This window comes from Pseudomonas cichorii (assembly GCF_015471405.1).
GTDB lineage: Bacteria > Pseudomonadota > Gammaproteobacteria > Pseudomonadales > Pseudomonadaceae > Aquipseudomonas > Aquipseudomonas serbiensis.
Genome location: NZ_BLVZ01000011.1, coordinates 54,269 through 79,424, shown reverse-complemented (window position 1 = coordinate 79,424; position 25,156 = coordinate 54,269). Strand labels below are relative to the sequence as shown.

Annotated in this window: 22 protein-coding genes; 13 read left to right on the top strand and 9 right to left on the bottom strand. The window is 59.1% G+C overall.

The window, feature by feature from the left end:
* Positions 1-107: 107 nt before the first annotated feature.
* A complete protein-coding gene (locus tag JL015_RS18235) occupies positions 108-635 on the top strand; it encodes a disulfide bond formation protein B (RefSeq protein WP_201019437.1) in 528 nt (175 codons plus the stop codon).
* 174 nt (positions 636-809) lie between these two features.
* Complete coding sequence (rsd, locus tag JL015_RS18230; RefSeq protein WP_201001118.1) at positions 810-1,283, top strand: sigma D regulator; 474 nt, start codon at positions 810-812, stop codon at positions 1,281-1,283.
* 76 nt (positions 1,284-1,359) lie between these two features.
* On the opposite strand, the gene JL015_RS18225 is transcribed toward rsd, so the two are convergent.
* Entirely contained in the window at positions 1,360-2,034 is a 675-nt protein-coding gene (locus JL015_RS18225; protein ID WP_201019436.1) for an FKBP-type peptidyl-prolyl cis-trans isomerase, read from the bottom strand.
* A 216-nt stretch (positions 2,035-2,250) separates the two neighbouring features.
* Between JL015_RS18225 and JL015_RS18220 the strand changes: the two genes are divergently transcribed.
* The gene (locus tag JL015_RS18220; protein ID WP_201019435.1) at positions 2,251-3,228 is read left to right on the top strand and encodes an AlgP family protein; all 978 of its coding nucleotides are present in this window, start codon (positions 2,251-2,253) and stop codon (positions 3,226-3,228) included.
* Here JL015_RS18220 and JL015_RS18215 read toward each other — a convergent pair.
* A complete protein-coding gene (locus JL015_RS18215) occupies positions 3,225-3,689 on the bottom strand; it encodes a TIGR02444 family protein (RefSeq protein ID WP_201019434.1) in 465 nt (154 codons plus the stop codon). The two genes, JL015_RS18220 and JL015_RS18215, sit on opposite strands and share 4 nt — an antisense overlap.
* Positions 3,690-3,735: 46 nt before the next feature.
* Between JL015_RS18215 and JL015_RS18210 the strand changes: the two genes are divergently transcribed.
* The 4 genes from JL015_RS18210 (at position 3,736) to JL015_RS18195 (ending at position 8,363) form a co-directional block, all read left to right on the top strand.
* Positions 3,736-5,646, top strand: coding sequence for an ATP-binding cassette domain-containing protein (locus JL015_RS18210; protein WP_201019433.1), 1,911 nt, complete (start codon positions 3,736-3,738; stop codon positions 5,644-5,646).
* Between the two features lie 16 nt (positions 5,647-5,662).
* Complete coding sequence (locus JL015_RS18205) at positions 5,663-6,256, top strand: mechanosensitive ion channel family protein (protein ID WP_201019432.1); 594 nt, start codon at positions 5,663-5,665, stop codon at positions 6,254-6,256.
* A gap of 161 nt (positions 6,257-6,417) precedes the next feature.
* Complete coding sequence (locus JL015_RS18200; protein ID WP_201019431.1) at positions 6,418-7,299, top strand: TauD/TfdA dioxygenase family protein; 882 nt, start codon at positions 6,418-6,420, stop codon at positions 7,297-7,299.
* Positions 7,296-8,363, top strand: a complete 1,068-nt coding sequence (locus JL015_RS18195) for an ABC transporter substrate-binding protein (protein WP_201019430.1) — start codon at positions 7,296-7,298, stop codon at positions 8,361-8,363. The genes JL015_RS18200 and JL015_RS18195 overlap by 4 nt, the downstream gene beginning before the upstream one ends.
* A gap of 3 nt (positions 8,364-8,366) precedes the next feature.
* On the opposite strand, the gene JL015_RS18190 is transcribed toward JL015_RS18195, so the two are convergent.
* A complete protein-coding gene (locus tag JL015_RS18190; protein ID WP_201019429.1) occupies positions 8,367-9,326 on the bottom strand; it encodes a LysR family transcriptional regulator in 960 nt (319 codons plus the stop codon).
* A gap of 236 nt (positions 9,327-9,562) precedes the next feature.
* On the opposite strand from JL015_RS18190, the gene JL015_RS18185 reads away from it, so the two are divergent.
* The 3 genes from JL015_RS18185 (at position 9,563) to JL015_RS18175 (ending at position 13,929) form a co-directional block, all read left to right on the top strand.
* Positions 9,563-11,761 carry a TonB-dependent receptor gene (locus tag JL015_RS18185; RefSeq protein ID WP_201019428.1) on the top strand — a complete coding sequence of 733 codons (2,199 nt, stop codon included), beginning with the start codon at positions 9,563-9,565 and terminating at the stop codon, positions 11,759-11,761.
* Positions 11,761-13,212, top strand: coding sequence for a sulfatase-like hydrolase/transferase (locus tag JL015_RS18180; RefSeq protein WP_201019427.1), 1,452 nt, complete (start codon positions 11,761-11,763; stop codon positions 13,210-13,212). The genes JL015_RS18185 and JL015_RS18180 overlap by 1 nt, the downstream gene beginning before the upstream one ends.
* An 84-nt stretch (positions 13,213-13,296) precedes the next feature.
* Complete coding sequence (locus JL015_RS18175; protein ID WP_201001124.1) at positions 13,297-13,929, top strand: LysE family transporter; 633 nt, start codon at positions 13,297-13,299, stop codon at positions 13,927-13,929.
* Positions 13,930-14,054: 125 nt separating this feature from the next.
* On the opposite strand, the gene JL015_RS18170 is transcribed toward JL015_RS18175, so the two are convergent.
* From JL015_RS18170 to JL015_RS18155, 4 genes are read right to left on the bottom strand one after another with little or no spacing between them, the layout of a single operon-like run.
* Positions 14,055-14,792 (bottom strand): penicillin-binding protein activator LpoB, encoded by a 738-nt coding sequence (locus JL015_RS18170; RefSeq protein ID WP_201019426.1) that lies wholly within the window; start codon positions 14,790-14,792, stop codon positions 14,055-14,057.
* 3 nt (positions 14,793-14,795) lie between these two features.
* On the bottom strand, positions 14,796-15,386 hold the full coding sequence (gene lpoB, locus JL015_RS18165; protein WP_201001128.1) for a penicillin-binding protein activator LpoB: 591 nt from the start codon (positions 15,384-15,386) through the stop codon (positions 14,796-14,798).
* Positions 15,387-15,424: 38 nt separating this feature from the next.
* Entirely contained in the window at positions 15,425-15,796 is a 372-nt protein-coding gene (locus JL015_RS18160) for a YcfL family protein (protein ID WP_201019425.1), read from the bottom strand.
* Positions 15,797-15,809: 13 nt separating this feature from the next.
* Positions 15,810-17,204 carry a COG3014 family protein gene (locus tag JL015_RS18155; protein ID WP_201019424.1) on the bottom strand — a complete coding sequence of 465 codons (1,395 nt, stop codon included), beginning with the start codon at positions 17,202-17,204 and terminating at the stop codon, positions 15,810-15,812.
* 355 nt (positions 17,205-17,559) lie between these two features.
* Here JL015_RS18155 and JL015_RS18150 point away from each other — a divergent pair, with 355 nt between their 5' ends.
* On the top strand, positions 17,560-19,434 hold the full coding sequence (locus JL015_RS18150) for a cytochrome c/FTR1 family iron permease (RefSeq protein ID WP_201019423.1): 1,875 nt from the start codon (positions 17,560-17,562) through the stop codon (positions 19,432-19,434).
* Positions 19,435-19,493: 59 nt separating this feature from the next.
* On the opposite strand, the gene JL015_RS18145 is transcribed toward JL015_RS18150, so the two are convergent.
* The gene (locus tag JL015_RS18145) at positions 19,494-20,141 is read right to left on the bottom strand and encodes a DedA family protein (RefSeq protein WP_201001136.1); all 648 of its coding nucleotides are present in this window, start codon (positions 20,139-20,141) and stop codon (positions 19,494-19,496) included.
* 232 nt (positions 20,142-20,373) lie between these two features.
* Here JL015_RS18145 and hemB point away from each other — a divergent pair, with 232 nt between their 5' ends.
* Positions 20,374-21,384: a porphobilinogen synthase gene (hemB, locus tag JL015_RS18140; RefSeq protein ID WP_201001137.1), complete on the top strand. Its 1,011-nt coding sequence runs from the start codon at positions 20,374-20,376 to the stop codon at positions 21,382-21,384.
* A 16-nt stretch (positions 21,385-21,400) separates the two neighbouring features.
* The gene (gene ppk1 / locus JL015_RS18135; RefSeq protein WP_201019422.1) at positions 21,401-23,611 is read left to right on the top strand and encodes a polyphosphate kinase 1; all 2,211 of its coding nucleotides are present in this window, start codon (positions 21,401-21,403) and stop codon (positions 23,609-23,611) included.
* On the opposite strand, the gene ppx is transcribed toward ppk1, so the two are convergent.
* A complete protein-coding gene (gene ppx, locus JL015_RS18130) occupies positions 23,598-25,100 on the bottom strand; it encodes an exopolyphosphatase (RefSeq protein WP_201019421.1) in 1,503 nt (500 codons plus the stop codon). The two genes, ppk1 and ppx, sit on opposite strands and share 14 nt — an antisense overlap.
* Positions 25,101-25,156 lie beyond the last annotated feature (56 nt).

The window sequence follows — 25,156 nt, the reverse complement described above, 5'->3', positions numbered from 1 at the left end:
GTTTTATTTCCACTGTAAACAGCGAAACGTCTGTACTTTGTCGCCTTGAAAGCGTTGCGTGCTTTCCTCTACCGTAACTGTCTTCGTCATATCGTTACGGATTAGCCATGTATCTGGCCCGCACCCGTTCCTTGTTCTTCCTGGCATTCATCGCAAGTGCACTGATCATCGGTACCACCATCTACTTGCAGCGTGCGTTCGGCTTGCTCCCCTGCATCCTTTGCCTCTTGCAGCGAACCATCATTGTCGCGTGTGGCCTGCTTTGTCTGGTGGCGGCTGTTCATTGTCCGCAGGAAACCGGTTGGCGCCGTTATTGCCTGGCCCTGCTGTTGCTGTCGCTGACCGGCGTCCTGGTGGCGGGGGTTCAGATATGGCTGCAAACGGCATCTGCCGAAGAGTTGGGCTCCATCATTGGCCGACATGAATATGTGATCAATGCACTGTCGCTCGAGGGCGTGGGTGAACGGCTGCGTAACGACACTTATCTATGCGCCGAAATCAATTGGTCCCTGTTCGGTATCACCCTTCCCGAGTGGAGCCTGCTGGCTTTTGTGATCCTGAGCTTGCTGGCGTTGTATCCAATTTTCAGTGGGTTACATCGCTGGATGTCCACGGGTGGTGGCAGAGGGTATTAAACGCTTGTATGAACTTTCTCTCCTGCGTACCTTGATGGCCTTGGCGTGCGGGCATAATCTGAGCCGCACGCGTCATTGGGAGTATGCTGTCCTGACGCTTTCATCAGGCTAGGTTCTTGCGATACTGTAAGGCCAGCACAGGACCGCATGCCCCTTAAGGGAAGAGAGAACATCATGCTGGAAAGTTGTCGTAATGCTCAGGAACGCTGGGGCGGTGTCAATCTGCTGATTGACCGCTGGTTGCAGGACCGCCATGAATTGGTTCGAGCCTATGACGCTCTCGGCGATACGCCAGAGTTGCTGGCCGCGGATCGTGGGGCACTGCTGAAGTTTTGTGAAATTCTGGTCGACTACGTTTCAGCCGGTCATTTCGAGATCTATGAGCAACTGAACAGCGAAGCCCAGGCGTTCAACGATGAGCGCGGGCTTGAACTGGCCGATACGATCTATCCGCGTCTGGAAGGTATCACCAAGCTTGCTCTGACTTTCAACGATCACTGTGAAAAAGGCGATTGCTCGGATGGTGTAGTCTTTGCCAACGAGTTCAAGAAGCTGGGTGGTCTGTTGCATGAGCGCTTCGAGCTTGAAGACTGCCTGATCGAAGTCCTGCACAACTCCCACAAGGAAGAGGCGGCCTCTCAGGCCTGACCTGCTCCTGTCGTTTTCGGGGGAATGTGTATTGCCAAGGGTGCGTTCGCACCCTTTCGCATTTCTGTCTCTGCCGTTACTGCGAAACGGCGACCAGCTCGATTTCAAAGACCAGCGGCGTGAACGGGTCGATCAGATCGCCTGCGCCTTCTGCGCCATATGCCTGCGCAGAAGGAATCACCAGACGCCATTTCGCGCCCACGGGCATGCCTTGCAGGGCCGTGGTCCAGCCACTGATTACGCTGTCGAGTCGAAACCACTGCGGCTGCGTGCTCTGATCGAAGATCGTGCCGTCGGGCAAGCGGCCGACATAGCGGACTTCCACCCGGCCATTGGCTTCAGGTTTTGGCCCCGTCCCGGGTGTCAGCTCGGTCATCAGAATACCGTCGGCCAGCGTCTTCACGCCGGGCTTGGCTTTTTCGCTGTCCATGAAGCGACGCTCCGCGCTCAGGGCTGCTTCGCTCTGTGAATCGGTGCCTGAAGCTTCGGCTTGCGCCAATGCGGCGTCATGTTCTCTGAGAACCTGATCAATACGTTCTTGCTTGAGCGCCAGAGGCTTTCCTTGATAGGCCTGCTTCAAACCTTCCACCAGCGCTGTCAGGTCAAGGTCCGGGACCTCCTGATGCAGACGCTCACCCAGGCTTGCGCCCAGGCTGTAAGCAAGGTCGTGGGAGTCCTTCGCCGGAGTGGTTTCGCCGGCGTGTGCCAGGGGAATCAAGAGGAACAACGACGTTAACAGGTAGCGCGACATGAATGCTCTCCGGCCTGGGAAGTCAGCGATTATGCCAGTGCAAGGGCTTGCGGTGATGGCTCTGGGCAAGTGAATTTCGTATTGCTCCTGCAACAGTTGCGTTAATCATTTGTTGTCGTATGCAACAGGGTGCATCTGAAGCTGTCAAGATGCCCTAGCGGCGCTTCGGACAGAGGTCTAGTATGGGCCGCAATTTCGTCAGCCAGGAGGTAAGTCATGTCGGCCAAAAAGAAGCCAGTAAACACTCCATTGCATCTGCTCCAACATCTTTCGAGCAGCTTGCTCGAACATCTGGAAGACGCCTGCTCTCAAGCCTTGGCTGATGCCGAGAAACTGCTCGCCAAGCTTGAAAAACAACGCGGTAAAGCACAGGAAAAACTGCACAAGTCTCGCACCAAGTTGCAGGACGCTGCTGCTGCCGGCAAGGCAAAGGCGCAGACCAAGGCCAAGAGTGCCGTTGCAGAACTTGAAGACTTGCTCGACGCACTCAAGGATCGCCAGACCGAAACCCGCACCTACATTCTGCAACTCAAGCGCGACGCTCAAGAGAGCCTTAAACTTGCCCAGGGTGTTGGTCGTGTCAAGGAAGCCGTCAGCAAGGTTCTGACCTCGCGTGAGGCCAAGCCTGCTGCACCTGCGAAGGCTCCGGCTGCCGCCAGGAAAACTGTGGCCAAGGCACCTGCCGCCAAGGCTCCAGTCAAAGCTGCAACCAAGCCTGCGGCCAAACCCGCTGCCAAAGCTGCATCTGCTGCCAAGCCAGCAGCCGCGAAAGCTCCAACTGCGGCCAAGCCGGTTGCTGCAAAACCGGCAGCCGCCAAGGCTCCAGTGAAAGCTGTGGCCAAAACCGCTGCGGCCAAACCAGCCGCTGCAAAAACGGCCGCCAAGCCGGTTGCCAAACCTGCTGCCAAGCCAGCGGCGACCAAAGCCCCGGCAGCAGCGGCCAAACCTGCTGCGAGCAGTGCGGCAAAACCAGCGGCTAAAGCGCCAGCCAAGGCCGCAGCCAAACCGGCAGCCAAGCCCGCCGCAAAACCAGCAGCCAAACCTGCTGCCAAGCCGGCGGTAAAAGCAGCCGCCGCGAAACCGGCAACGCCAGCTCCGGCAGCCAAGCCTGCTCCAGCCGCCGCAGCAACACCGGCTCCAGCAGCGCCAGCGCCATCGACCGCCAATAGCGTCACGCCAACCAGCGGGTCCTAAGGCTGGTCCGCCGCGACGCGCAGCACATGCAGCGCGTCGCGGTTCTTGCCGGCTGCCTCTGCGGATAATCCGTCCAGCCAGCTCTGCAAGTCATCTGCTTCCTCAACTGACCAGTCCTGTGTCAGTGCCTGCAATCTCACGAGCAACTGCTGCTCGGCTTCCAGCTCCAGTGTTTTCACTCGCTCGCGCAATGCGCCCAGCGATGCATCGGTTTGTGCCGCGTTACGCCATTGCGTACGTAATTCTCTGAGAGGGCGCACCACTTCATCGTGCCATGGCGTCGCCAACTGTCCGATTTCCTGTAATCGCTGCGCATCACATTTCACGCCACGTTTGCCCAGCCAGACACCACAAAGCACCATGCAGACATTGGCCCCGTTGGTTTGCAGGCGCAAGCATGCTTGCTCGACACCGGGCCTGGCATAGAAATCGAGGGTGAAACTCCAAAGGTCAGAAGGCATAGTGAGCTACCTGTTTGAGACGAAGCTGGTAGACTCCGCCGCCATTATGATTCGACTTCAAAGCCTTACCTTACAGCGTGGTCCGCAACGTCTGCTAGAAGACGCCGAGCTGACCCTGCACGCCGGCCAGAAAGCCGGCCTGATCGGTGCCAACGGCGCCGGCAAATCCAGCCTCTTCGCCTTGTTGCGTGGTGAGTTGACGCCTGACTCCGGTGATTGTCTGCTGCCTGCCGATTGGCGCATTGCGCACATGCGTCAGGAGGTCGATACCCTTGAGCGTCTGGGTGTTGATTATGTCCTGGACGGCGACCTGCGTCTGCGCGAGGTTCAGCGTCAGCTCGCTGAAGCCGAAGCGGCCCAGGACGGTGCTGCCCAGGCGCGTCTGCATGCCGAACTCGACAGCGCCGATGGTTACACCGCCGATGCCCGTGCGCGCAAATTGCTGGCGGGCCTGGGGTTCACCAACGAGCAGATGGAGCGTCAGGTCGGCAGTTTCTCCGGTGGCTGGCGGATGCGCCTGAACCTGGCGCAAGCCCTGATGTGCCCTTCGGATCTGCTGCTGCTCGATGAGCCGACCAACCACTTGGACCTCGACGCCATTCTGTGGTTGGAAGACTGGCTCAAGAGCTATCCCGGCACCTTGCTGCTGATTTCCCACGACCGTGATTTCCTCGACGCGGTGGTCGATCACATCGCCCACGTCGAGCAACGCAAGATCACGCTTTATCGCGGTGGTTACAGCGCCTTCGAGCGCGCCCGTGCCGAACGTCTGGCCCAGCAGCAACAGGCCTACGAGAAGCAGCAGGCGCAACGTGCGCACATGGAAAAATACATCGCGCGCTTCAAGGCTCAGGCCACCAAGGCCCGTCAGGCGCAGAGCCGGATCAAGGCCCTTGAGCGCATGGAAGAGCTGTCCGCCGCGCATGTGGACTCGCCGTTCAACTTCGTTTTCCGTGAATCCGACAAAATCTCCAGCCCGTTGCTGGACCTGTCCGAAGCACGTCTGGGCTATGGCGAAAAGACCATCCTGGAGAAGGTCAAACTGCAACTGACGCCCGGTGCCCGCATCGGTTTGCTGGGGCCTAACGGCGCGGGTAAATCGACACTGATCAAGAACCTCGCCGGTGAGCTTGAGCCGTTGGGTGGCCGTCTGGTGCGTGGCGAGAACCTGACGGTTGGCTATTTTGCCCAGCATCAGCTCGACTCTCTGGATGCCAAGGCCAACCCCTTGCTGCACTTGCAGCGTCTGGCACCGACCGAGCGTGAACAGACGTTGCGCGACTTCCTGGGTGGCTTCGACTTCCGTGGCGCTCGTCTGGACGAGCCGGTGGTGAACTTCTCCGGTGGTGAAAAGGCGCGTCTGGCGCTGGCCCTGATTGCCTGGGAAAAACCTAACCTGTTGCTGCTCGACGAACCGACCAACCACCTGGACCTGGAAATGCGCCTGGCGCTGACCATGGCCTTGCAGGAGTTCAGTGGCGCGGTGCTGGTGGTTTCCCACGACCGGCATTTGCTCAAGAGCACCACCGATGATTTCCTGCTGGTCGCCGATGGCCGGGTTCAGGAGTTCGATGGCGACCTGGATGACTACACGCGTTGGCTGGCCGATTACCGCCTGCGTAATGCGCCGGTCAGCAACACGCCGGTCAACGCCGACAAGACCGACAAGAAAGCCCAGCGTCAGCAGGCAGCAGCCTTGCGTCAGCAACTGGCTCCCCACAAACGCGAAGCCGACAAGCTTGAGCGTGAACTGGGAACCTTGCACGAGAAACTGGCCAAGGTCGAAGAAGCTCTGGCTGACAGCACCAACTACGAGGCTGCCAACAAGGACAAGCTGCGCGATCTGCTGGCTGAGCAGGCCAGGATGAAGACGCGAGAGTCCGAACTGGAAGAGGCCTGGATGGAAGCGCTGGAACTGCTTGAGTCGATGCAGGCCGAGCTGGAAGCGTTGTCGTAATTGAAGTGAGGGGCTGATGGAATTTTTCGGGTTGCCGCTGACGGCCTACTGGATCGAACCGCTCTGGCTGGGCATACAGATCCTGTTGATCCTGCTGGCGGGTTACGTGTTGCAGCGCTTGATAGGCCGTTTTCTGACCGGGCTGGGCGAACGCTACCCGCTGCCACCTGAACTTCTGGTGCCGGTCCGTGGCGGTTTGCGCTGGTTGATCATGGGCAGCGCGTTTGTCTTCGTGCTGGGCCGGCTCGGTGTTTCCGCCACTGTGCTGTGGACTGCGCTGTCAGGCTTTGTCGCGGTTGCGGCCGTCGCGTTCTTCGCCATGTGGAGCGTGCTCTCAAACCTGCTCTGCGCGATCCTGATCTTCACCATCGGCCCTTTCCGCATCGGCGATGTGGTTGAGCTGGTCGAGACGCTGGACAAACCGGGCGTCAAAGGCCGGGTTGTTGCCATCAACCTGATGTTCACCACCCTGATCGAAATGCCTGAGACAGGCGGCGCACTGGTGCAGGTGCCGAACAGCCAGTTCTTCCAGAAAGCGGTTCGCCGCTGGCGTGGCAGCGATGTATTGCCACAGGTGATTGCCGAGAGGCCGACCGGCGAAGCGAAATAGCGGCAGGCTCGGCAGCGTAGGAGCGAATTCATTCGCGAATGAATTCGCCACCGAACCTGCATTCAGCCACTGCATGACTTCCAGACCTGCAATGCATTGGTCGTTCATGGCCTTGCCTGCCTAGAGTCGTGACCCTCTGTTTGGATTCGAGAGGGTGAAACATGCAGCCTGCGGTTATTCAAGACGATCTTCAGGGCCACATCACACGGCTCAACCCCTTGTTGGGCGCGCGGGTCGATGGCATCCAGCTGCAAGCCCTGGATGACCGGCAACTGGCGCTGGTCGAAGCGGCTCTGGTGCGTCACAAGGTATTGTTCTTCCCACATCAGCAATGGACAGCCCTGCAGCAGCGCGACTTCGCTGCGCGGCTCGGTGAGCTGCATGTGCATCCGACCTTTCAGGCGCACGCCGACACTCAGGAACTCGTGGTTTTCAACTACGACGAATCGCGCAAGGGTGCCAACGATACCTGGCATGCCGACGTGACCTTTGCCGAACGTCCGTTGAAATACGGCGTGCTGCATGCCGAAACCATTCCCGAGGTGGGCGGCGACACGCTATGGGTCGATACCGAAGCCGCCTATCAGGCATTGTCCGAACCGCTGCGCGGGTTATTGGACAGGCTGGAAGCGATTCATAGTGTTTTCCCCGCGTTCGACTATGCAAGCAAGCTGGAGCAGCCGGGCATACTCGACAACCTGCTCAGGCTGCCGCCACCCACGCGCCACCCGGTCGTGCGCCGTCATCCGGTTTCCGGGCGGCCTTCGCTGTTCATCAATCGTGCCTTTACCTCACATATCGTCGGGCTTTCCTCGCATGAATCGCGGGCCATTCTGGATCTGCTGTTCCAGCATCTGGAAAACCCTGCCTTTCAGGTCCGCTGGCGCTGGCAGGCCGGTTGTGCGGCAATCTGGGATAATCGCAGCACCCAGCACCTTGCCGTTTCGGACTATTTCCCGGCGATTCGTCGGGTACGTCGCGCCGCCGTGCTCGAAGAGCAGCGTCCGCAAGCCGCCAACCCGTTGAATGGAATCCAGCCATGAGCTTCGTATCGCGAGCCCTGAGTGCCTCCTTGTTACTGTTGATGAGCGCTTGGCTGAGCATCGCAACCGTGCAGGCCGAAGAAGCTCCTGAAGTGATTCGCATCGGCGTGCCGGATTTGAGTACCCGTAATAAACCCTACGCGCCAGGAGCGCTGGGTATTGCCCAGCGTCAGCACCAGTTGGAAGAGGCTTTCGCCAGTCGCGGTACGCGCATCGAATGGCACTTTTTCCGTGGCGCAGGCCCGGCAATCAACGAGGCTTTGGCCAATGGCCAACTGGATGTGGTCGGCCTTGGTGATCTGGCCGCGATTATCGGTCGTTCCGGTGGCTTGAAGACTCGTGTGTTGATGGGGTCGCGTGGCAGCAATATGTTCTTGGCCAGCCGCCCCGAGGCAAACATTGCGCGAGTCGAAGACCTGAAAGGCAAACGGATCGCTCTCTATCGCGGCACAGCCGATCAACTGTCGTTTGGTCGCCTGCTGGCGGAGGCCGGTTTGCGCGAGCAGGACCTGAAAATCACCAGCCTGGACTGGAGTGCCGCGGCGGCGGCACTGCTGGCTGGCCAGGTCGATGCGACCTGGTCGAATTTCAACGTACTGAGTTTGCGGGACAAGGGCATGGCCATTCCCCTGAGTACTCAGACACTGTCGCCACACGCCACTGTTCAGGGCACCACGCTGGCCACTCAGGACTTTATCGACCGTTACCCGCAGGCCACGCAGACACTGGTCGATGTGCTGGTGGATATTGCTGGCAGCCTGTCCGAGCCAGTCGGTTACCAGCAATATCTGGTGGGTCAGGAGCAGGCCAGCGGCATTCCGGTGGCGCTGGCGAAGGAAGAAAGCAAAGGCGCGGATCTGCGTTTTCGCTCCTCGCCACGGCTGGACAGCTTTCTGACGGCAAGCCTGGAAGAGAGCCTGCGCCAGGCCCATGAGTTGCGCCTTGTTCGTCGGCAGTTCGATGTTACCCAATGGCTTGAGCCGCGTTTTGTCGAGCAGTCCATCGCTCGTCACGGCGCATCGCCATGGCCGCGCTACGATGCTCAAGGCAAGGCGCAGCCCTGATTTCTACAGCGCCAGTTGACGCGCCACTTCGTAAGTTGGCCGGGCTGCGGCGCTGCTGCCGGAGTCGTCGATATCCAGCAGCGTTTCGATCATGCAGCGGGCTTCGTTGCTCAAAGGCTGATCGGCGCGCTGCACGATGACAAAGCAGGCGCCGCCATCGCGCAGCAACAGCGGCTCATCGAGGCAGCGCAGGCGCTGGAACGCGCCCGAGGCGGTCAGGGATTCTATGACCTCCAGTTGTGCGACACCGATGCTGTCGGACGACGCCACCAGTTTGGGCAGCAGGTCGTTGTACTGGGTTTCCAGATTCAGCGCCGGTCCTTTTGAACCCCATTGCTCCTGAAGCAGACCGCGTAGCTCCAGCGGCAGCATGGCGGCTGCACGGGGGTAATCCACCAGTTGCCGGAAGTGTGGGGCGGGATGGCCGAGTAGCGGGTGGCCGGCCCGACAGAACAACCCGAAACGCCGGAAGCGCAATGGTCTGGCCAGATAGCGGGTGTCGATATCCATATGCCGCAGGTCTGCCACCAGAAAACTGATCAGCCCTTCATCGAGCATCGTCAGCAGGCTGGACGGCTTGTCCACGCGCACTTCCATGACGGTTTGCGGGAACACGCCGACGAAGCTGGCCAGTGCCTGAGGCAACAGGTGGGCCGAGACCAGCGGGCCAACCCCCACACTCAAGCGGCTGGTGCCTGGGCAAGACTCATCGGCGGCCATCTCGTCACGCAGGTTACTGGCCTCAGCCAGCAGGCGAGTCGCACGTCCACGCAATGCTTCGCCTTTGGCGGTCAGTACCACGCCACGGCTGCCACGTTCTACCAACGGGCCACCCAGTTCGTTTTCCAGCCCCTGAATGCTGCGGCTGAAAGCGGATTGAGTGATGCAGGCGGTTTCGGCTGCACGGGTGAAGTTCAGGTGGTTGGCCAAGGCCAGGAAATGGCGAAGCTGGCGTAAATCCATGGGTCAGACCTTTGAGTCATGCCTGTGATGCGATTAATGAATTTCCCGCTGCCGATGCCTCTTGCTACAACAGCCCCGCATCGCTGGCTACCGCCCAACGTGCAGGCCGGCATTATCCGGTGGCCTTGAGCCAGGGCGGAAAGATCAAAAACGCATAACCTTAGCCGCGTCCGGGCAACACGCTCCGCTACCACCACCCAGGAGGTTTCGCCGACGCCTTAGCATGAGCCTTAACAATGAAGCCTCCTTTTTCCCTGCTCCCACTTGCAGCACTGACCTTGCTGCCGCTGTTTTCTCCGGCACAGGCGGCGTCCTCCAGCCAGCCTGAGGCAGAACAGGCCGATACTGCTCTGAAAGCCGTTACGGTTACGGCCACACGCCGCGAGTCGAGCCTGCAGAAAGTGCCGGTTGCGGTCTCCGTGGTCGATGGCGAACAACTCGAACGAGAAAACCGCAACAGTGTGGCGAGCATTGTGCAGCAGGTCCCGACCCTCAATTTCCGGACTGCGGCGTCGAGCAAGGACACTTCGCTGTTTGTACGCGGCGTTGGCACCATCTCCACTTCGCCGGGTGTCGAACCCAGCGTATCGACCGTGATCGATGGCGTGGTGTATGGCCGTCCCGGTCAATCAACCCTGGACTTGATGGAAGTGGAGCGCATCGAAGTGCTGCGTGGCCCTCAGGGCACGCTGTTCGGTCGTAACGCTTCGGCTGGTGTGTTGAACGTGGTCAGCCGTGACATCCCTGAAAAGACACGCGGTTATGCCGATTACTCGTTTTTCGGCAAGGGCAACGAACAACGCCTGCGCTTTGGTCTGGGCGGTGCGCTGACCGATACGGTCAAGGCATCCCTGAGTACCTTGTGGGCCGATTACGACGGCAATGTACGCAACGACTACAACGGCGACAGCGTCAATGGCTACGGTACCAAAGGGCTGCGCGGCAAGTTGCAGCTCGACCCCTCCGAGAATCTGCGGGTCACCCTGATCGGTGATTACACCGAAGCCAGGAATACCGTGCCAAACGGTGTTCCTTACCAGGCTACCAGCAGTTTCGCGACATCCTTCGCACCTGGTCGGGCCACCTCGACCAACCGCGACGTGCAGAACGATTTCCGGACTCATGCCGAGGACACCCACAAAGGCCTGTCGGCACAACTGGACTGGTCGCTGGGCGCTTATACATTGACGTCGATCACTGCCTGGCGCGGCTGGGACAACGATCAGTCTCAGGATCAGGACCGACTCGCCGGTCTGCCTGTCGATGCATTGCACGATACCGGTCAGGTCGATTACGACCAGTTCAGCCAGGAATTGCGGCTGGCTTCGCCCACCGGGCAGTTCTTCGAGTATGTCGCCGGGGTCTACCTCTATCACGGCGAATCGAAAGAGGACTATCTGAGGAGGCTGGTCACTCTGGGCAATGCGCAATCGGCCACTGGCAAGTTCAGCGCTACCAACGACAGCTATGCGCTGTTCGGCGAAAGCACCTTGAATTTCACGGATGACTGGCGTGCCATTATCGGCCTGCGCCTGACTCGCGACGAAGTGGAGTACGACCACCAGCGGGTTTCCACTTCGCCGCTGACCTTGCGGGCAATGCGTCCTTCTTTCGCTTCGTCCGGTTCACACAGCGATAGCGGGGTATCTGGTCGATTGGGCCTGCAACACGACTTCAACGAAAACCTCACGGGTTACGTCACCTATTCGCGGGGCTACAAAGGGCCGGCCTATAACGTCTATTTCCAGATGTACGATCTGGACACCGAGGCGCTTGATCCGGAAACCTCGAACAACTACGAGATCGGCCTGAAAAGCACGGCGCTGGATCGTCGCCTGACCGCCAACCTGGCGATATTCCGTAGTGATTTCGATAACTATCAGGCCAACTTTTTCGACCAGGTGGGTGGTTCGCCGGTGACTCGGCTGATCAATGCCGGTTCCGTTCGCAGCGAGGGTGCTGAACTGGACCTGGCACTGCAAGCCACCCAGCAATTGAAACTCAGTGGTGCGCTGGCTTATACCCAGGCCCGCATCGAAGATTTCCAGTGCCCGCCTGCGGCTGCGGCCAGTTGCAACGTCAACGGCAAGCCCTTGCCGTTTGCGCCTGACTGGAAAAGTTACGTGCGCGCCGACTACAGCATTCCTCTGCAGAACGGTCTGGATCTGGAGCTGAGCAGCGATTACAGCTGGCAGAGCGAAGTGCAGTACAGCCTCGATCAGAACCTCGACACCCGCCAGGGCTCTTATGGCATCTGGAATGCCAGCGTGGCACTGGCCGATTACAACCAGGGCTGGCGCGTGGCCTTGCTGGGCCGCAATCTGGCTGACCGCTCCTATGCCACGTTGCTGACGTCCAGTACTGGCGGCATTACCCGCATGGTGCCGCGTGATGACGAGCGTTACTTTGGCGTGCAGGTGCGCAAGGATTTCTGATGAGCCTGCCGAACTTTATCGTCATAGTCGCAGACCAGTTGCGGGTCGATTGCCTGCCGGGTTTCAACCCGCGCAGCCCGGTGCAGACTCCGCACCTGGATCGTCTCGCCGGGCGTGGTGTGCGCTTCAGCGAGGCGTTCACCCAGCACAGCGTCTGTTCGCCGTCGCGGGTGTCGTTTCTGTCCGGGCGCTATCCCCACGTCAATGGCCATCGCTCCTTGCAGTATCTGCTCGGCCAGCAGGAGCCCAACTTTCTGCGCAGCTTCAAGGAAAGCGGTTATCACGTGGTCCATGCCGGCGCACGGGGCGATACCTTCGCTGCCGGAGCAGCCGAGCTGTCACTCGACGAGCACGGTTTTGCCGATCCGGCACTGAGCAGCCTTGCCGATTTCATGGGCAAGAATCACGGTCAGGAACGTGATGAGATGGCCCGTGCTCACTATCGTGGCGAGCGTCCTGGCGATGTCGTCGATTTTGACGAGGCCACGATCCGCACTGCCGAGCAATGGCTGAACGGCGCACCCGCGAAACCCTGGGTGCTGTATATCCCGTTGATCTTTCCGCATCCGCCGTTTGCCGTGGAACAACCCTGGTTTTCGCAATACCCGCGTGAAGCGGTTGAGGTGCCGCGTCATGCCACTGGCCCGCGAGCAGGCTTCTATGCCGAACTCGCCCGGCGGCATGGCTGGGATCGTCTGACCGAGGAGCAGTGGCGAGAGATTCGCGGGGTCTACTACGGCATGATTTCGCGACTCGACAGCCATGTCGGACGGCTGCTCGACGGGCTGCAAGCCAGTACCGGTGCCGACAATACATTTGTCACCTTTTTCTCCGATCACGGCGAATATCTGGGGGACTTCGGGCTGGTGGAAAAATGGCCAGCAGGTGTTGATGAATGTCTGGTGCGTACGCCGCTGATCGTTGCCGGTCCCGGCCTTGCTGGCGGCGAGCGCAGCGATGCACTGGTTGAGCTGATCGACGTGTTCCCGACGCTATTGGACCTGGCTGGAGTGAGTGCCGGGCATGCTCACTTCGGACGCAGTTTCTCGGCCTGTCTGTACGATCCGGCGGCCACGCATCGTGATGAAGCATTCAGTGAAGGTGGTTTTCGTATCGAAGAGGCCGACCTGCTGGAGCGCGGGCCTTTCCCTTACGACATCAAGAGCCAGTTGCAGCATGATCGGCCGGAACTGGTGGGCAAGGTCGTTGCGCTGCGCAATCGTGAATGGACTTACGTATGGCGGCTGTATGAGCCTGGCGAGCTTTATCATCGCCCCAGCGATCCCCACGAGCAGCATAATCTGGCCGGTCAGGCGCGTTATGCCTCACTTGAGCAGCAGCTTGCGATGCGGGTATTGCGCTGGTTGCTGGACACTGCCGATGTGATCGACACCCGACAATGGGAGCGCTTCGCGGCGGTGGACCTGCCGCGCCCTGCCAGTCCTCGCTGAGCACGCGCTTTTCTAAGTTTTTCTCTGGCTACTTCATGCGCTAAAGACTAATTTAGCGCCTGACGGATTAGCTTGAGGTGTGTGATGGCGCTTGAAACGTGGCTGGCTTTTTTTGCCGCTTGCTGGATTATCAGCCTGTCTCCGGGGGCTGGCGCCATTGCGTCGATGTCCTGCGGCCTGCGATACGGTTTCTGGCGCGGCTACTGGAATGCGCTGGGCCTGCAGATTGCACTGGTGGCGCAGATCGCGATTGTCGCTGCGGGCCTGGGCGCCGTATTGGCTGCCTCCGAGCTGGCATTCAACCTGATCAAATGGTTTGGCGTGGCCTATCTGGTTTACCTGGGTATCAAGCAATGGCGGGCGTTGCCTGGGGATTTGTCCGATGAGTCGACGGTTCGTCCTGTGGGTCAGCCGCTGAGCCTGGTGTTTCGTGGCTTTCTGGTCAATATCAGCAACCCCAAGGCACTGGTGTTCATGCTGGCGATCTTGCCGCAGTTCATCAACCCTGCCGAACCGTTGCTGGCCCAGTACATGATCATCGCGGTGACCATGGTTGTTGTGGATTCGGTGGTCATGGCCGGTTACACCGGGCTTGCTTCCCGCGTGTTGCGCCTGCTGAAAACGCCGAAACAACAACGCCGCCTGAACCGCACCTTCGCCAGCCTGTTTGTAGGGGCGGCGGGCTTTCTGGCGACGCTTCATCGCGGGACGGCCTGAAAGTAGCAAGCTGAAAGCTACAAGCTACAAGCTACAAGCTACAAGCTACAAGCTACAAGCTACAAGTCAAAGGCTTGAGGCTTGAGGCTTGAGGCTTGAGGCTTGCAGCTTTCCACTTACCGCCCTTAACGCAAAATACGTGGCGCTTCGTCTCTCGGCAGGTTCTGCTGTATCGGCTGGCCGGTGTATTCCACTTCACCGCGCAATTGCTCACGCAACTGACGCGCTACATCGACACCAATCGATTTTGAGGCATCACGCACCACACGACCCCGGTTCAGGGAAATCTTGACGTCCCGGCTGTTGACCAGCTTGGTGTCCTGGCTTTCGCCCATGGCGGTAAAGGCCGAGGTTATTTCATAGGTACGGGTGTTGATCAGGCTGAAATCACCGACTACGGTCAGGCCCATAATGGCCGAGTAGCTGTTGGTGTTGGCTATCTCGCCCACGTCCTGACGGAAGTCGATGTCCGACAATGTGCCGAACAATACGTAGTCCGCGCCTTTGAAGTGGCCGCTCTTGATGCGTGCTATGACGTCGTAGACATCCTCTTTCGAGCCGGTCTTGTAGGGCGTGCCCTGCACCAGCTGGAACAGCCCGGACTTCAGGATCTCGCCCTTGATGTCGCCGCTGAATTTCTGCAACTCGCTCTGTTCGATGTAGCTGGTGCGGGCTTCGTACTCTTCATAGCTCGACGAGCCGCTTTCGCTGTAGTAAGTGGCTTTCGAGTTGCTGTGTGCCGAAACGGTGTGGATGTATTGCTCCACACGTTCCTGATAGGCCATACCTGTCACTGCGATCTTTGGGGCCGCCTGCGCCGAGAAGGCGCAGGCCAGGCCGATAATGCCAATCCATGCACGCATCACTTAACGCTCCGTGGTCTTGCGGATTTCTTTCTCGTCCATCCACTCTGCCAGGCCGCTTTCGACATCGATCAGTTGCAGGCTGAATTTATAGAAGACGTCCTTGTAATCGTTGCTGCGCTTGACGATGGAGCTGATCGAGCCTTCCAGGCGATATTTGGCCGCGATCATGTTGCCGGTCTTGGCGACAGTGTTCTGCTTGTACAGGCCGCTCTGGTTCTGCAGCTTGAGCTGATCGACCTGGCTCTGCATTTCGGTGTTGTCGCTGGCGAAACGGGCTACGCCACTTTTCATCAGTTGGGTCTTGATGGAGGTGGTGATTTCGCGAGTGTCGATGTACTCGCTGGTCTTGTTCTTCACGTCGTAGACCTGAACCACCGGACGACCTTGCAGGATGCCGGACTGTGCCAGTGAGCGGGTCATGCTCTCGGCAATCATTTGCAGGTCGGTGGAGCCGAACTCATTGGTAATTGTTTCGACAGCCTTGGTGTCTCCGTAGCTGATGTTCTTGCTGCCAAGAACCGGAGAGTTATTGGCGCAACCGCTGGCCAGAACGGCCAGGACGGCGATGGAGCAAATACGTGTAAACAGCATGTGTGGACTCTTCTGATCTGAGCGAAATAGGGAGCGGATCAAGGCGTGTTGATTTCAATGCGGAAATCGGTTGCCCGCGGATTTGGAGCGATAGCCGGCAGTGTGGTGCTTTGCGAGCCATACAGCATCAGGCTTTTCCAGGCTTCTTCGTCCGCCACAGGAAAGCCATCGTTACCCAGCCAGGCGAAGCGGTAATACATCGTCTTGTTACGGCTGCTGGTGTTGGTCAACTGAGCCTTGACGGTCAGGAAGCCATTTTCCCGAGCCACGCGCATGGCACCGACTTCAATGCTTTTAATGTCGCCCAGAGCCACCACTTTACTGGCTGCGCTGCCCGGAGCGGGAGGTGGCGGGGTTGCGCAGCCTGCTAGCAGGGCCAGCGCCAGCGCGCCGAAAATCTTGATACGCATGGGGTATCTCCGTTCAGGGTTGTTTGACAGCAAGGGCTTGCGGGACATTCGTCGGAGTGACCTGGGCCGCGAGGCTGTTGGCGAATACCTGATTGCCCAGGGCGCGCAGGGTGACGACCTGATAGCGCTGATCGACCTTGACCTGCAAGTGGGTACCGCCCAGCGTGCCAGGCAGTATGACCTGATGCATGCCTTGAGTCAGACGCAGTCGCGCCACGAGAGTGTTGTCCGGCAAGGTGCGCCAGGTGCGGGTGTCGGCGCCTTCGGTGATGGCCGAAGCGATACCGACTGCCAGCCCGGCCAGCGGGTTGACGTCGTTGATCTGCTTTTGCGCGACACCACGGGTAATGGCGCGAAGGGTGGTGCGCAGAATGATGCCCGGCATGTCGTCGCGCAGGGCGCGTCGCGACATGTCAGTGGTGCTGTTGAGCAGCGTCAGGTTGAGCGGCTGGCCGTCCAGGGTTATCTGGTTGAAGACCGGGGTTCCGGTGTCCGGTTTGATGACCGGGAACGATAGCGGCGTAATGACCAGATTGCCGCTGATCGGCAGCGGCAACGGGATGCTCACCGAGTCGCGGGCCGGAGCAAAGCCGCTCTGGATCACGATCAGTACTTCGCTGTTGCCATCCTTGCTGGCGGCCGCGTCAAGATCGGCCAGGGATTTTTCCAGCAGCGGGGTGTTCGGACGCAGTTCTGCCGCCTTGCGATAGCCCGGTGCTGCCAGGTCTTTTTCCCCCAGTGCTTCATAGACAAAGCCGGCCAGATAATGACTGAACGCACTCTGGTAGCTGTTCTTGAGGGCGACGACTTCTGGCGCGTCCAGTGACTCGACAGGGTAGCCTTTCAGATCCTTGAACTGGGTTTTCATGCCCTTGTTTTCGGCTGCCTGCTCGCTCTTGAGGTATTCCTTGTCGCGCAGGTCGGCAATCACGGCTTCACGCTCGTGAGTCTTCTTGATTTCGGTACGGGCACCGTCGAAATCGTTCTGGCCCAGCAGATTGAGTGCCATCTGGGTGGTCAGCATGACCTTTTCATAGTCATAGCCTTCGTAGCGACGCACCTTGTCGTTGACCAGGAAGCTGCCGAACTGGGCGAGGTATTTTTCGGTATCGAACTTGACCGATTCTTCCCACTTGAACACGACCTGATCGGCTGTACGCCAGGCAGCCTGGCTACCGGCGAAATCACCTTTGGAGCGCAGCAACTCACCTTTCTCGAAGTAATAGAGCAGGTCTTTGTCTTCGCCTTTGTTGTTTTTTTCCAGTGTGCCGAGGGCTGCATCGACATTGCCGCTGGCCAGTTGCTGATTGGTTTCCTTCAGTTCCGAGTCATAGCTACGGAAGACGGAGCAGCCTGCCAGGTGGACAGAGGCGACCAGCGCTAGTGCGGTCAGGAAGCGGGAGGGCATGGTGATGATTTCCAGAAATCGATAGCCGGCCAAACGGTTTGGAGGCGGCTACGTAAGTCCATTTGGACAAGCAGCACAAGCGCTGCATGAGTATTTGTCTCTTCCATCAACAGGAAAAAGCCGGGCGATTATAGGCTTGGTTTTTGGAGTGGCAATGTCATTTTGATGGCATTGGCTGTGATTGCTTCAGGCGGCTCACCATTGCGTTGCCCAGGCTTGTCATGAGCTTCCGAGGCTCAGTGACCTTGCGTCAGACTTTTAGTAATGTTTTGTCACAAATATGGGGGCCGAGTATTGAGTCGGGGCGGATGGAAGGGAACAATGCAGCGCATTGCATTCCTGTCGAGATTTATTCATGCCCCCGCGTTCCCGTTTCATGGCCTGGTTGTTACTGCCACTGCTTGCGCTGTGCAGTTTCGGTCTGCTGGCCGACCCTGCCGATGGCGCTGCCCAGGCGCTGCATCTGCTTGACTACATTGGTGCTGACTATCCAGCCACCGTAGCGGATGGCAAGGTCGTTGATGAGCCTGAATACCAGGAGCAGGTCGAGTTTCTCGGCGCGTTGCAGGGCTTGATCGTTGCCTTGCCGCAGCGTGCCGAGCGCGATGCGCTGGAGCAGGGCGTCGCCGCGCTGAAAGAGGCGGTGATCAAGCGGCAAGACGGCGCGTTTGTAGCCCGCCAGGCCCGACAATTGGGGGCAAGGCTGGCGGTTGCCTATGAAATCAGTCAGGCACCGATCATTACACCTGACCCTGCTCGCGGTGCGCCGCTGTATGCGCAGAACTGCTCGGTCTGCCATGGCGACACCGGTGCAGGCGATGGCCCGGCCGGCATTGGCCTGACACCTGCGCCTGCCAATCTGCGCGATGCAGCCCGGCTGGATCGCCTGAGTCTTTACGATATCTACAACACCCTGGGGCTCGGGATCACTGGCACCGATATGCCAGCGTTTGCCGACCAACTGGATGACCGCCAGCGCTGGGATATCGCAACCTACATTGCCAGCTTCAGTGCGCAGCCGGTGAGCACGCCCGCCAAGACCTTCAATCTGGCGGATCTGGCTCGTCAGACGCCAGCGGAAGTCAGCGCCGCCGAAGGCCCTGAAGCCGCCGCGACATTCCGTGCCCAGCGTGCGCAACCGCCGCAGGTCCAGCGTGGCCCGGCACAACTGCTCGATTACACCAGTACGACGCTGGACAAGAGTCTGGCAGCGTACAGCGCTGGCGATCATGAACAGGCTTACGACCTGTCGGTTGCGGCTTATCTGGAAGGTTTCGAGCTGGTTGAAAGTTCGCTGGATAACGTCGACGCCACTGTGCGCAAGGACACTGAAAAAGCCTTGATGGCTTATCGGCAGTCATTGCAGGACGGCCTGCCGCTGGCTCAGGCGGCCCAGAAACTGGAGGCCGCCAAGGCCAAACTCAAGGAGTCCGCAGCCCTGCTGGGCAGCGATGGCCTGAGTGTCTCCCTGAGCTACATCTCCGGCCTGCTGATTCTGTTGCGTGAAGGGCTGGAAGCGATTCTGGTATTGGCTGCGATCCTGGCGTTCCTGCGCAACACCGGGCAGCAATCGGCGGTGCGTAGTGTCAATGCGGGTTGGGGGTTGGCGCTGTTGGCCGGTCTGGCGACATGGGCATTGGCGGCTTATGTCATCGATGTCAGCGGGGCCCAGCGTGAACTGCTGGAAGGCGCGACGGCGTTGTTCGCCAGCGTCATGGTGCTGTGGCTCGGCGTCTGGATGCATGACCGTCGCCATGCCGCGGCCTGGCAGGACTATGTCAAAAGCAGTCTGGTCGGTGGCGGCGGGCGTTTTGGTTTCGCAGTGTTGGCGTTCTTCTCGGTTTATCGAGAACTGTTCGAGGTCATTCTGTTCTACGAAACCCTGTGGCTACAGGCAGGACCTGCCGGGCACAACGCGGTATTGGCCGGCGGTGCCACTGCGCTGGTGCTGCTTGTCGGTCTGGCGTGGGTGATCTTGCGCGGTTCGGCAAAACTGCCGTTGTCATTGTTCTTCGGTATCAACGCTGCGCTGCTGTGTGCATTGTCGGTGGTATTCGCCGGGCATGGCGTCAAGGCACTTCAGGAAGCCGGCATCTTCGGTACACGTCCGGTGCCTTTCTTCGAGTTCGACTGGCTGGGCATTCACGCCGATGCGTATTCGCTCAGCGCTCAGGCCGTTGCGTTGCTGGCGATTGTGGTGTTGTACGGGCGTAGCCGTTTCAAGGCTTGATGGCGGTTCGCGAATAAATTCGCTCCTACGGTAGGAGCGAATTTATTCGCGAAGGGAGATTATTGGCCGTCTGTCTTCTTCTGAAGGTCGACCGGCGCTTCGACTTCTACATCAGACGCCGATGCCGACGCACAGCACAGTTTTTCCTGGCGGGCGATGCGGGCGTTCTTGATGCGGCGGCGCAGCCACAGGGCCAGGCCGAGCAGGAGCAGGCCACCCAGGACCCAAAGCTCGTACTTCTTGATGTTGCCCAGCAGGCCTTCCATCACGGCACCGAAATGGTAAGCCGCCGAGCCCAGGGCCGCAGCCCAGATCGCGGCACCGATGCCGTTGAGCACCAGATAACGCAAAGGCGGATAGCCGGACATGCCGATGGCCACGGGCATGACCGTTCGCAGGCCGTAGACGAAGCGGAAGCTCAGCACCCAGATGTCCGGGTGTTTGCGTACCAGCCTCAGTGCCTTGTCGCCCATGAGCTGCCATCGTGGCTTGCGTGCAAGCAGTTTGCGGCCGTGCCTGCGCCCCATGTAGTACCAGAGCTGATCGCCCGCGTAGCTTCCGCAGAAAGCCACGAGGATGACCACGTTGAGGTCCATGTATCCGCGGAACGCCAGGAATCCGGCAAGAACCAAGATGGTCTCGCCTTCAAAGAAGGTTCCCAGGAAGAGGGCAAAGTAGCCGAAATCATTCAAGAAATTCTGGAGCATTGTCTGGATGCTGGCGAAATGAACGCGCAGCCTAACTCGCCGAAGACAATCATGAAAGTGTCGATATGTGTCTCGACGTTAAAGATTCCTACAACCACAATAGTCCATCCTCGTTGTAGGCCTTTTCTGCGGCCCCCGGTCGCAGGTCACACTATGACTGTCACACATTGGTCATAATGGCGGCTTATAACTGTCGCGCTTGCCCGCGTATGCGGGCTACAGGAGTCTCGCCGTGAGCTTTACCCCCGCAAACCGCCTGTTTCCTCTCACTCGCCTGCGTCGTAATCGTCGCGACGACTTTTCTCGTCGACTGGTTCGCGAAAACGTAGTGACCGTCGATGACCTGATTCTTCCCGTATTTGTGCTCGATGGCGAAAACCGTCGTGAAGCTGTTGCCTCGATGCCGGGCGTCGAGCGCCTGAGTATCGATCTGTTGCTTCAGGAAGCCGAAGGCTGGGTTGCCCTGGGAATTCCGGCGCTTGCATTGTTCCCGGTGACGCCGCTTGAGAAAAAATCCCTGGATGGCGCTGAAGCCTGGAACCCGGACGGTATCGCCCAGCGTGCGACCCGCGCATTGCGTGACCGCTTTCCGGAGTTGGGTGTGATCACCGATGTGGCGTTGGACCCGTTCACTACCCACGGTCAGGACGGCATCATTGATGAAGAAGGCTATGTGCAGAACGACATCACCGTCGATGCACTGGTCAAGCAGGCGCTGTCCCATGCCGAGGCCGGTGCTCAGGTGGTCGCGCCTTCGGACATGATGGATGGCCGCATCCAGGCCATTCGTGAAGCGCTGGAACTTGCCGGGCACATCAACGTTCGGATCATGGCTTATTCGGCAAAATATGCCAGCGCCTATTACGGTCCGTTCCGCGATGCGGTAGGTTCTTCACTGAACCTGGGCAAGGCCAACAAGGCGTCCTATCAGATGGACCCGGCCAACAGTAACGAAGCATTGCATGAAGTGGCCGCCGACCTGGCTGAAGGCGCGGACATGGTGATGGTCAAACCGGGCATGCCTTATCTGGACATCCTTTATCGGGTCAAGGATGAGTTCAAGGTCCCGACTTTTGTCTATCAGGTGAGCGGCGAATATGCGATGCATATGGCTGCGATCCAGAATGGCTGGCTGAGTGAGGGGGTGATTCTCGAATCCCTTACGGCCTTCAAACGCGCGGGTGCTGATGGCATTCTTACTTACTTCGCCGTCCGTGCCGCTCAACTGTTAAAAGGGCAATAGCCTCACAGGAACATTCATGAATACCGAAGGACTCACCGAAGCCACTGTTGAAGTCGATGTTCAGGAGGCTACGCCAGTGGTTGAGCCTGAAACTGAAGTTATAGCCGCCATTGAGGCGCCTGCTGCTGTGGCGCCGGCCATTGCTATCCCGAATCTGGACGATAGCAGCCTGTATATCCACCGTGAGCTGTCGCAGTTGCAGTTCAACATCCGGGTATTGGAACAGGCTCTGGATGAGTCCTATCCGTTGCTGGAGCGGCTGAAGTTTCTGCTGATCTTTTCCAGCAACCTCGATGAGTTCTTCGAGATTCGTGTCGCGGGCCTCAAGAAACAGATCACGTTCGCACGCGAACAGGCGGGCGCCGATGGCCTGCAACCGCATCAGGCATTGGCCCGCATCAGTGAACTGGTTCATGGCCATGTTGATCGTCAATACGCGATCCTCAACGACATTCTGTTGCCGGAGCTGGAAAAACATCAGGTCCGGTTCATTCGTCGCCGTTACTGGACGACCAAGCTCAAGACGTGGGTCCGTCGCTATTTCCGCGATGAAATCGCGCCGATCATCACCCCGATCGGCCTGGACCCGACGCACCCGTTCCCGTTGCTGGTCAACAAGAGCCTGAACTTCATCGTTGAACTGGAGGGTATCGATGCCTTTGGTCGCGACTCGGGCCTTGCGATCATCCCGGCTCCGCGTCTGCTGCCGCGCATTATCAAGGTGCCGGAAGATGTGGGCGGGGTAGGCGACAACTACGTGTTCCTGTCCTCCATGATCCATGCTCATGCCGATGACCTGTTCCAGGGCATGAAGGTCAAGGGCTGCTACCAGTTCCGTCTGACCCGTAACGCCGACCTGGCGCTGGACTCCGAAGATGTGGAAGACCTGGCGCGCGCCCTTCGCGGCGAGCTGTTCTCGCGTCGTTACGGCGATGCGGTGCGTCTGGAAGTGGCGGACACCTGTCCCAAGCATCTGTCGGATTACCTGCTCAAGCAGTTCAACCTGACCGAGTCGGAGTTGTATCAGGTCAATGGCCCGGTAAACCTCACGCGCCTGTTCAGCATTACCGGCCTGGACAGCCACCCGGAGCTGCAATACCCGCCGTTCACGCCAGCGATTCCCAAGCTGCTGCAGAACAGCGAGAACATTTTCAGCGTGGTCAGCAAGCAGGACATCCTGTTGCTGCACCCTTTCGAGTCCTTCACGCCGGTTGTCGACATGCTGCGTCAGGCCGCCAAAGACCCGCATGTGCTGGCCGTGCGGCAAACGCTGTACCGTAGCGGCGCGAACTCGGAAATCGTTGATGCGCTGGTCGATGCGGCGCGTAACGGCAAGGAAGTCACGGCGGTGATCGAATTGCGTGCCCGCTTCGACGAAGAGTCCAACCTGCAACTGGCCAGCCGTCTGCAAGCGGCCGGTGCGGTGGTGATCTATGGTGTGGTCGGCTTCAAGACCCACTCCAAGATGATGCTGATCCTGCGTCGCGAGGCCGGTGAAATCGTGCGTTATGCGCACTTGGGCACCGGTAACTACCACGCGGCCAATGCCCGTCTGTACACCGACTACAGCCTGCTGACCTCCGACGATGCCTTGTGCGAAGACGTCGGCAAGCTGTTCAGTCAGTTGATCGGCATGGGCAAGATCCTGCGCATGAAGAAGCTGCTGCATGCGCCGTTCACGCTCAAGAAAGGCATGCTCGACATGATTGCCCGCGAGACGCAATTTGCGCTCGACGGCAAGCCTGCGCACATCATCGCCAAGTTCAACTCGTTGACCGACCCGAAAATCATCCGTGCGCTCTACAAGGCCAGTCAGTCAGGCGTTCGCATCGATCTGGTGGTGCGTGGCATGTGCTGCCTGCGTCCGGGGATTGCTGGTGTCTCGCACAACATTCAGGTGCGCTCGATCATCGGTCGCTTCCTTGAGCACACGCGGGTCTACTACTTCCTCAATGGCGGCGACGAGCAGATGTTCCTGTCCAGTGCCGACTGGATGGAGCGCAACCTCGACAAGCGTGTCGAGACCTGCTTCCCGGTGGATGGCAAGAAGTTGATCCTGCGAGTGAAGAAGGAGCTGGAGAGTTATCTGACCGACAACACTCACAGCTGGCTGTTGCAGCCTGACGGGCGTTACGTGCGCAGCACGCCGACCGGCAACCAGAACGCTCGAAGCGCCCAGGCGACTCTGCTTGAGCGCCTGAGCATTCCGGTACTCAGCGTGCAGTAAAGACGATACCGACTCGGGTCAGCCACTCCGCTTCCAGCGCGAAGTCGGCCTGAGTCAACTGGTTGTTTTCCAGCCAGCCGTCCGGGAACTCAGCATCCAGGTTCGGACCGTCGGCGCGCAAGATCACACGTGGCATCTCCTGGGTGCCACGAATGTGATGGAACAGAATCGCAAAGCGCAGCAGCACGCACAGGCGAATCAGCTTGATGCCTTCATCGCCGAACTCGGCGAACTTGTCCTTTGGAATATTGCGACGATGACCGCGCACCAGCAGCGCGAGCATTTGCTGGTCTTCGCGTGAGAATCCGGCCAGATCAGAGTGCTCGATCAGGTAGGCGCCGTGCTTGTGGTAGTGATAGTGGGCGATGTCGAGCCCCACTTCATGCACCTTGGCGGCCCAGCTCAGCAGCTCCGCATAGATTTCATCTTCCAGGTCCCAGGCTTCTGCGACTTGCTCCAGGGCATGCAGTGCCTTGCGTTCTACACGGGCAGCCTGTTCCAGATCGACGTGGTAGCGGTCCATCAGCGAGCCGAGCGTACGCTCACGCACGTCTTCATGGTGATGGCGCCCCAGCAGGTCATACAGCACGCCTTCGCGCAGGGCACCTTCGCAATGGTCCATGCGCTTGAGTTCCAGAGCGTCGAAGATTGCTTCCAGAATCGCCAGGCCTGCCGGGAAGATTGCACGACGGTCGGGCTTGATGCCGTCAAAGTCGATTTTCTCGATATCGCCCAGCTTGAACAGTTTGCGCTTGAGCCATGCCAACCCTTCGGCGTTGACCTCGCCCGAACCGTAACCGTTAGCCTTGAGCGCCAGGCCGATAGCCCGAATGGTGCCGGACGAACCGATGGCTTCATCCCATTTCAGGCGGTGCAGGGCGTGTTCGATGCTCATGATCTCAAGGCGTGCAGCGGTGTACGCCTGGGCATAGCGAGCTGGCGTGACCTTGCCGTCCTTGAAGTAACGCTGGGTGAAGCTCACGCAGCCCATTTGCAGGCTTTCGCGCAGCAGAGGCTCGAAACGCTGGCCAATGATGAACTCGGTACTGCCACCGCCGATATCGGCCACCAGACGCTTGCCGGGGGTATCGGCCAGAGTGTGAGATACGCCGAGATAGATAAGACGCGCCTCTTCGCGACCGGAAATGACTTCTACGGGGTGCCCCAGGATTTTTTCGGCGCGATGAATGAATTCGTTGCGGTTGCGTGCTTCACGCAAGGCATTGGTGCCGACGATACGCACGGCACCCAATGGCAGGCCGTTGATCAGTTGGGCGAAGCGCTTGAGGCAATCGAGCCCGCGCTGCATGGACTCTTCATTGAGCTGGCGTTCGTCATTGATACCCGCCGCAAGCTGAACCTTTTCACCCAGGCGCTCAAGTATGCGGATCTCGCCCTGATTCGCCTTGGCAACGACCATATGAAAGCTGTTTGAGCCCAGGTCGATCGCTGCGATCAGGGAAAGATTCTTGGCTTTGGAGTGCGGCATGATCAAAATCTCGTTCGATAACCGCGCCATCGTGCCACGATCCATGCCTGCCGCCA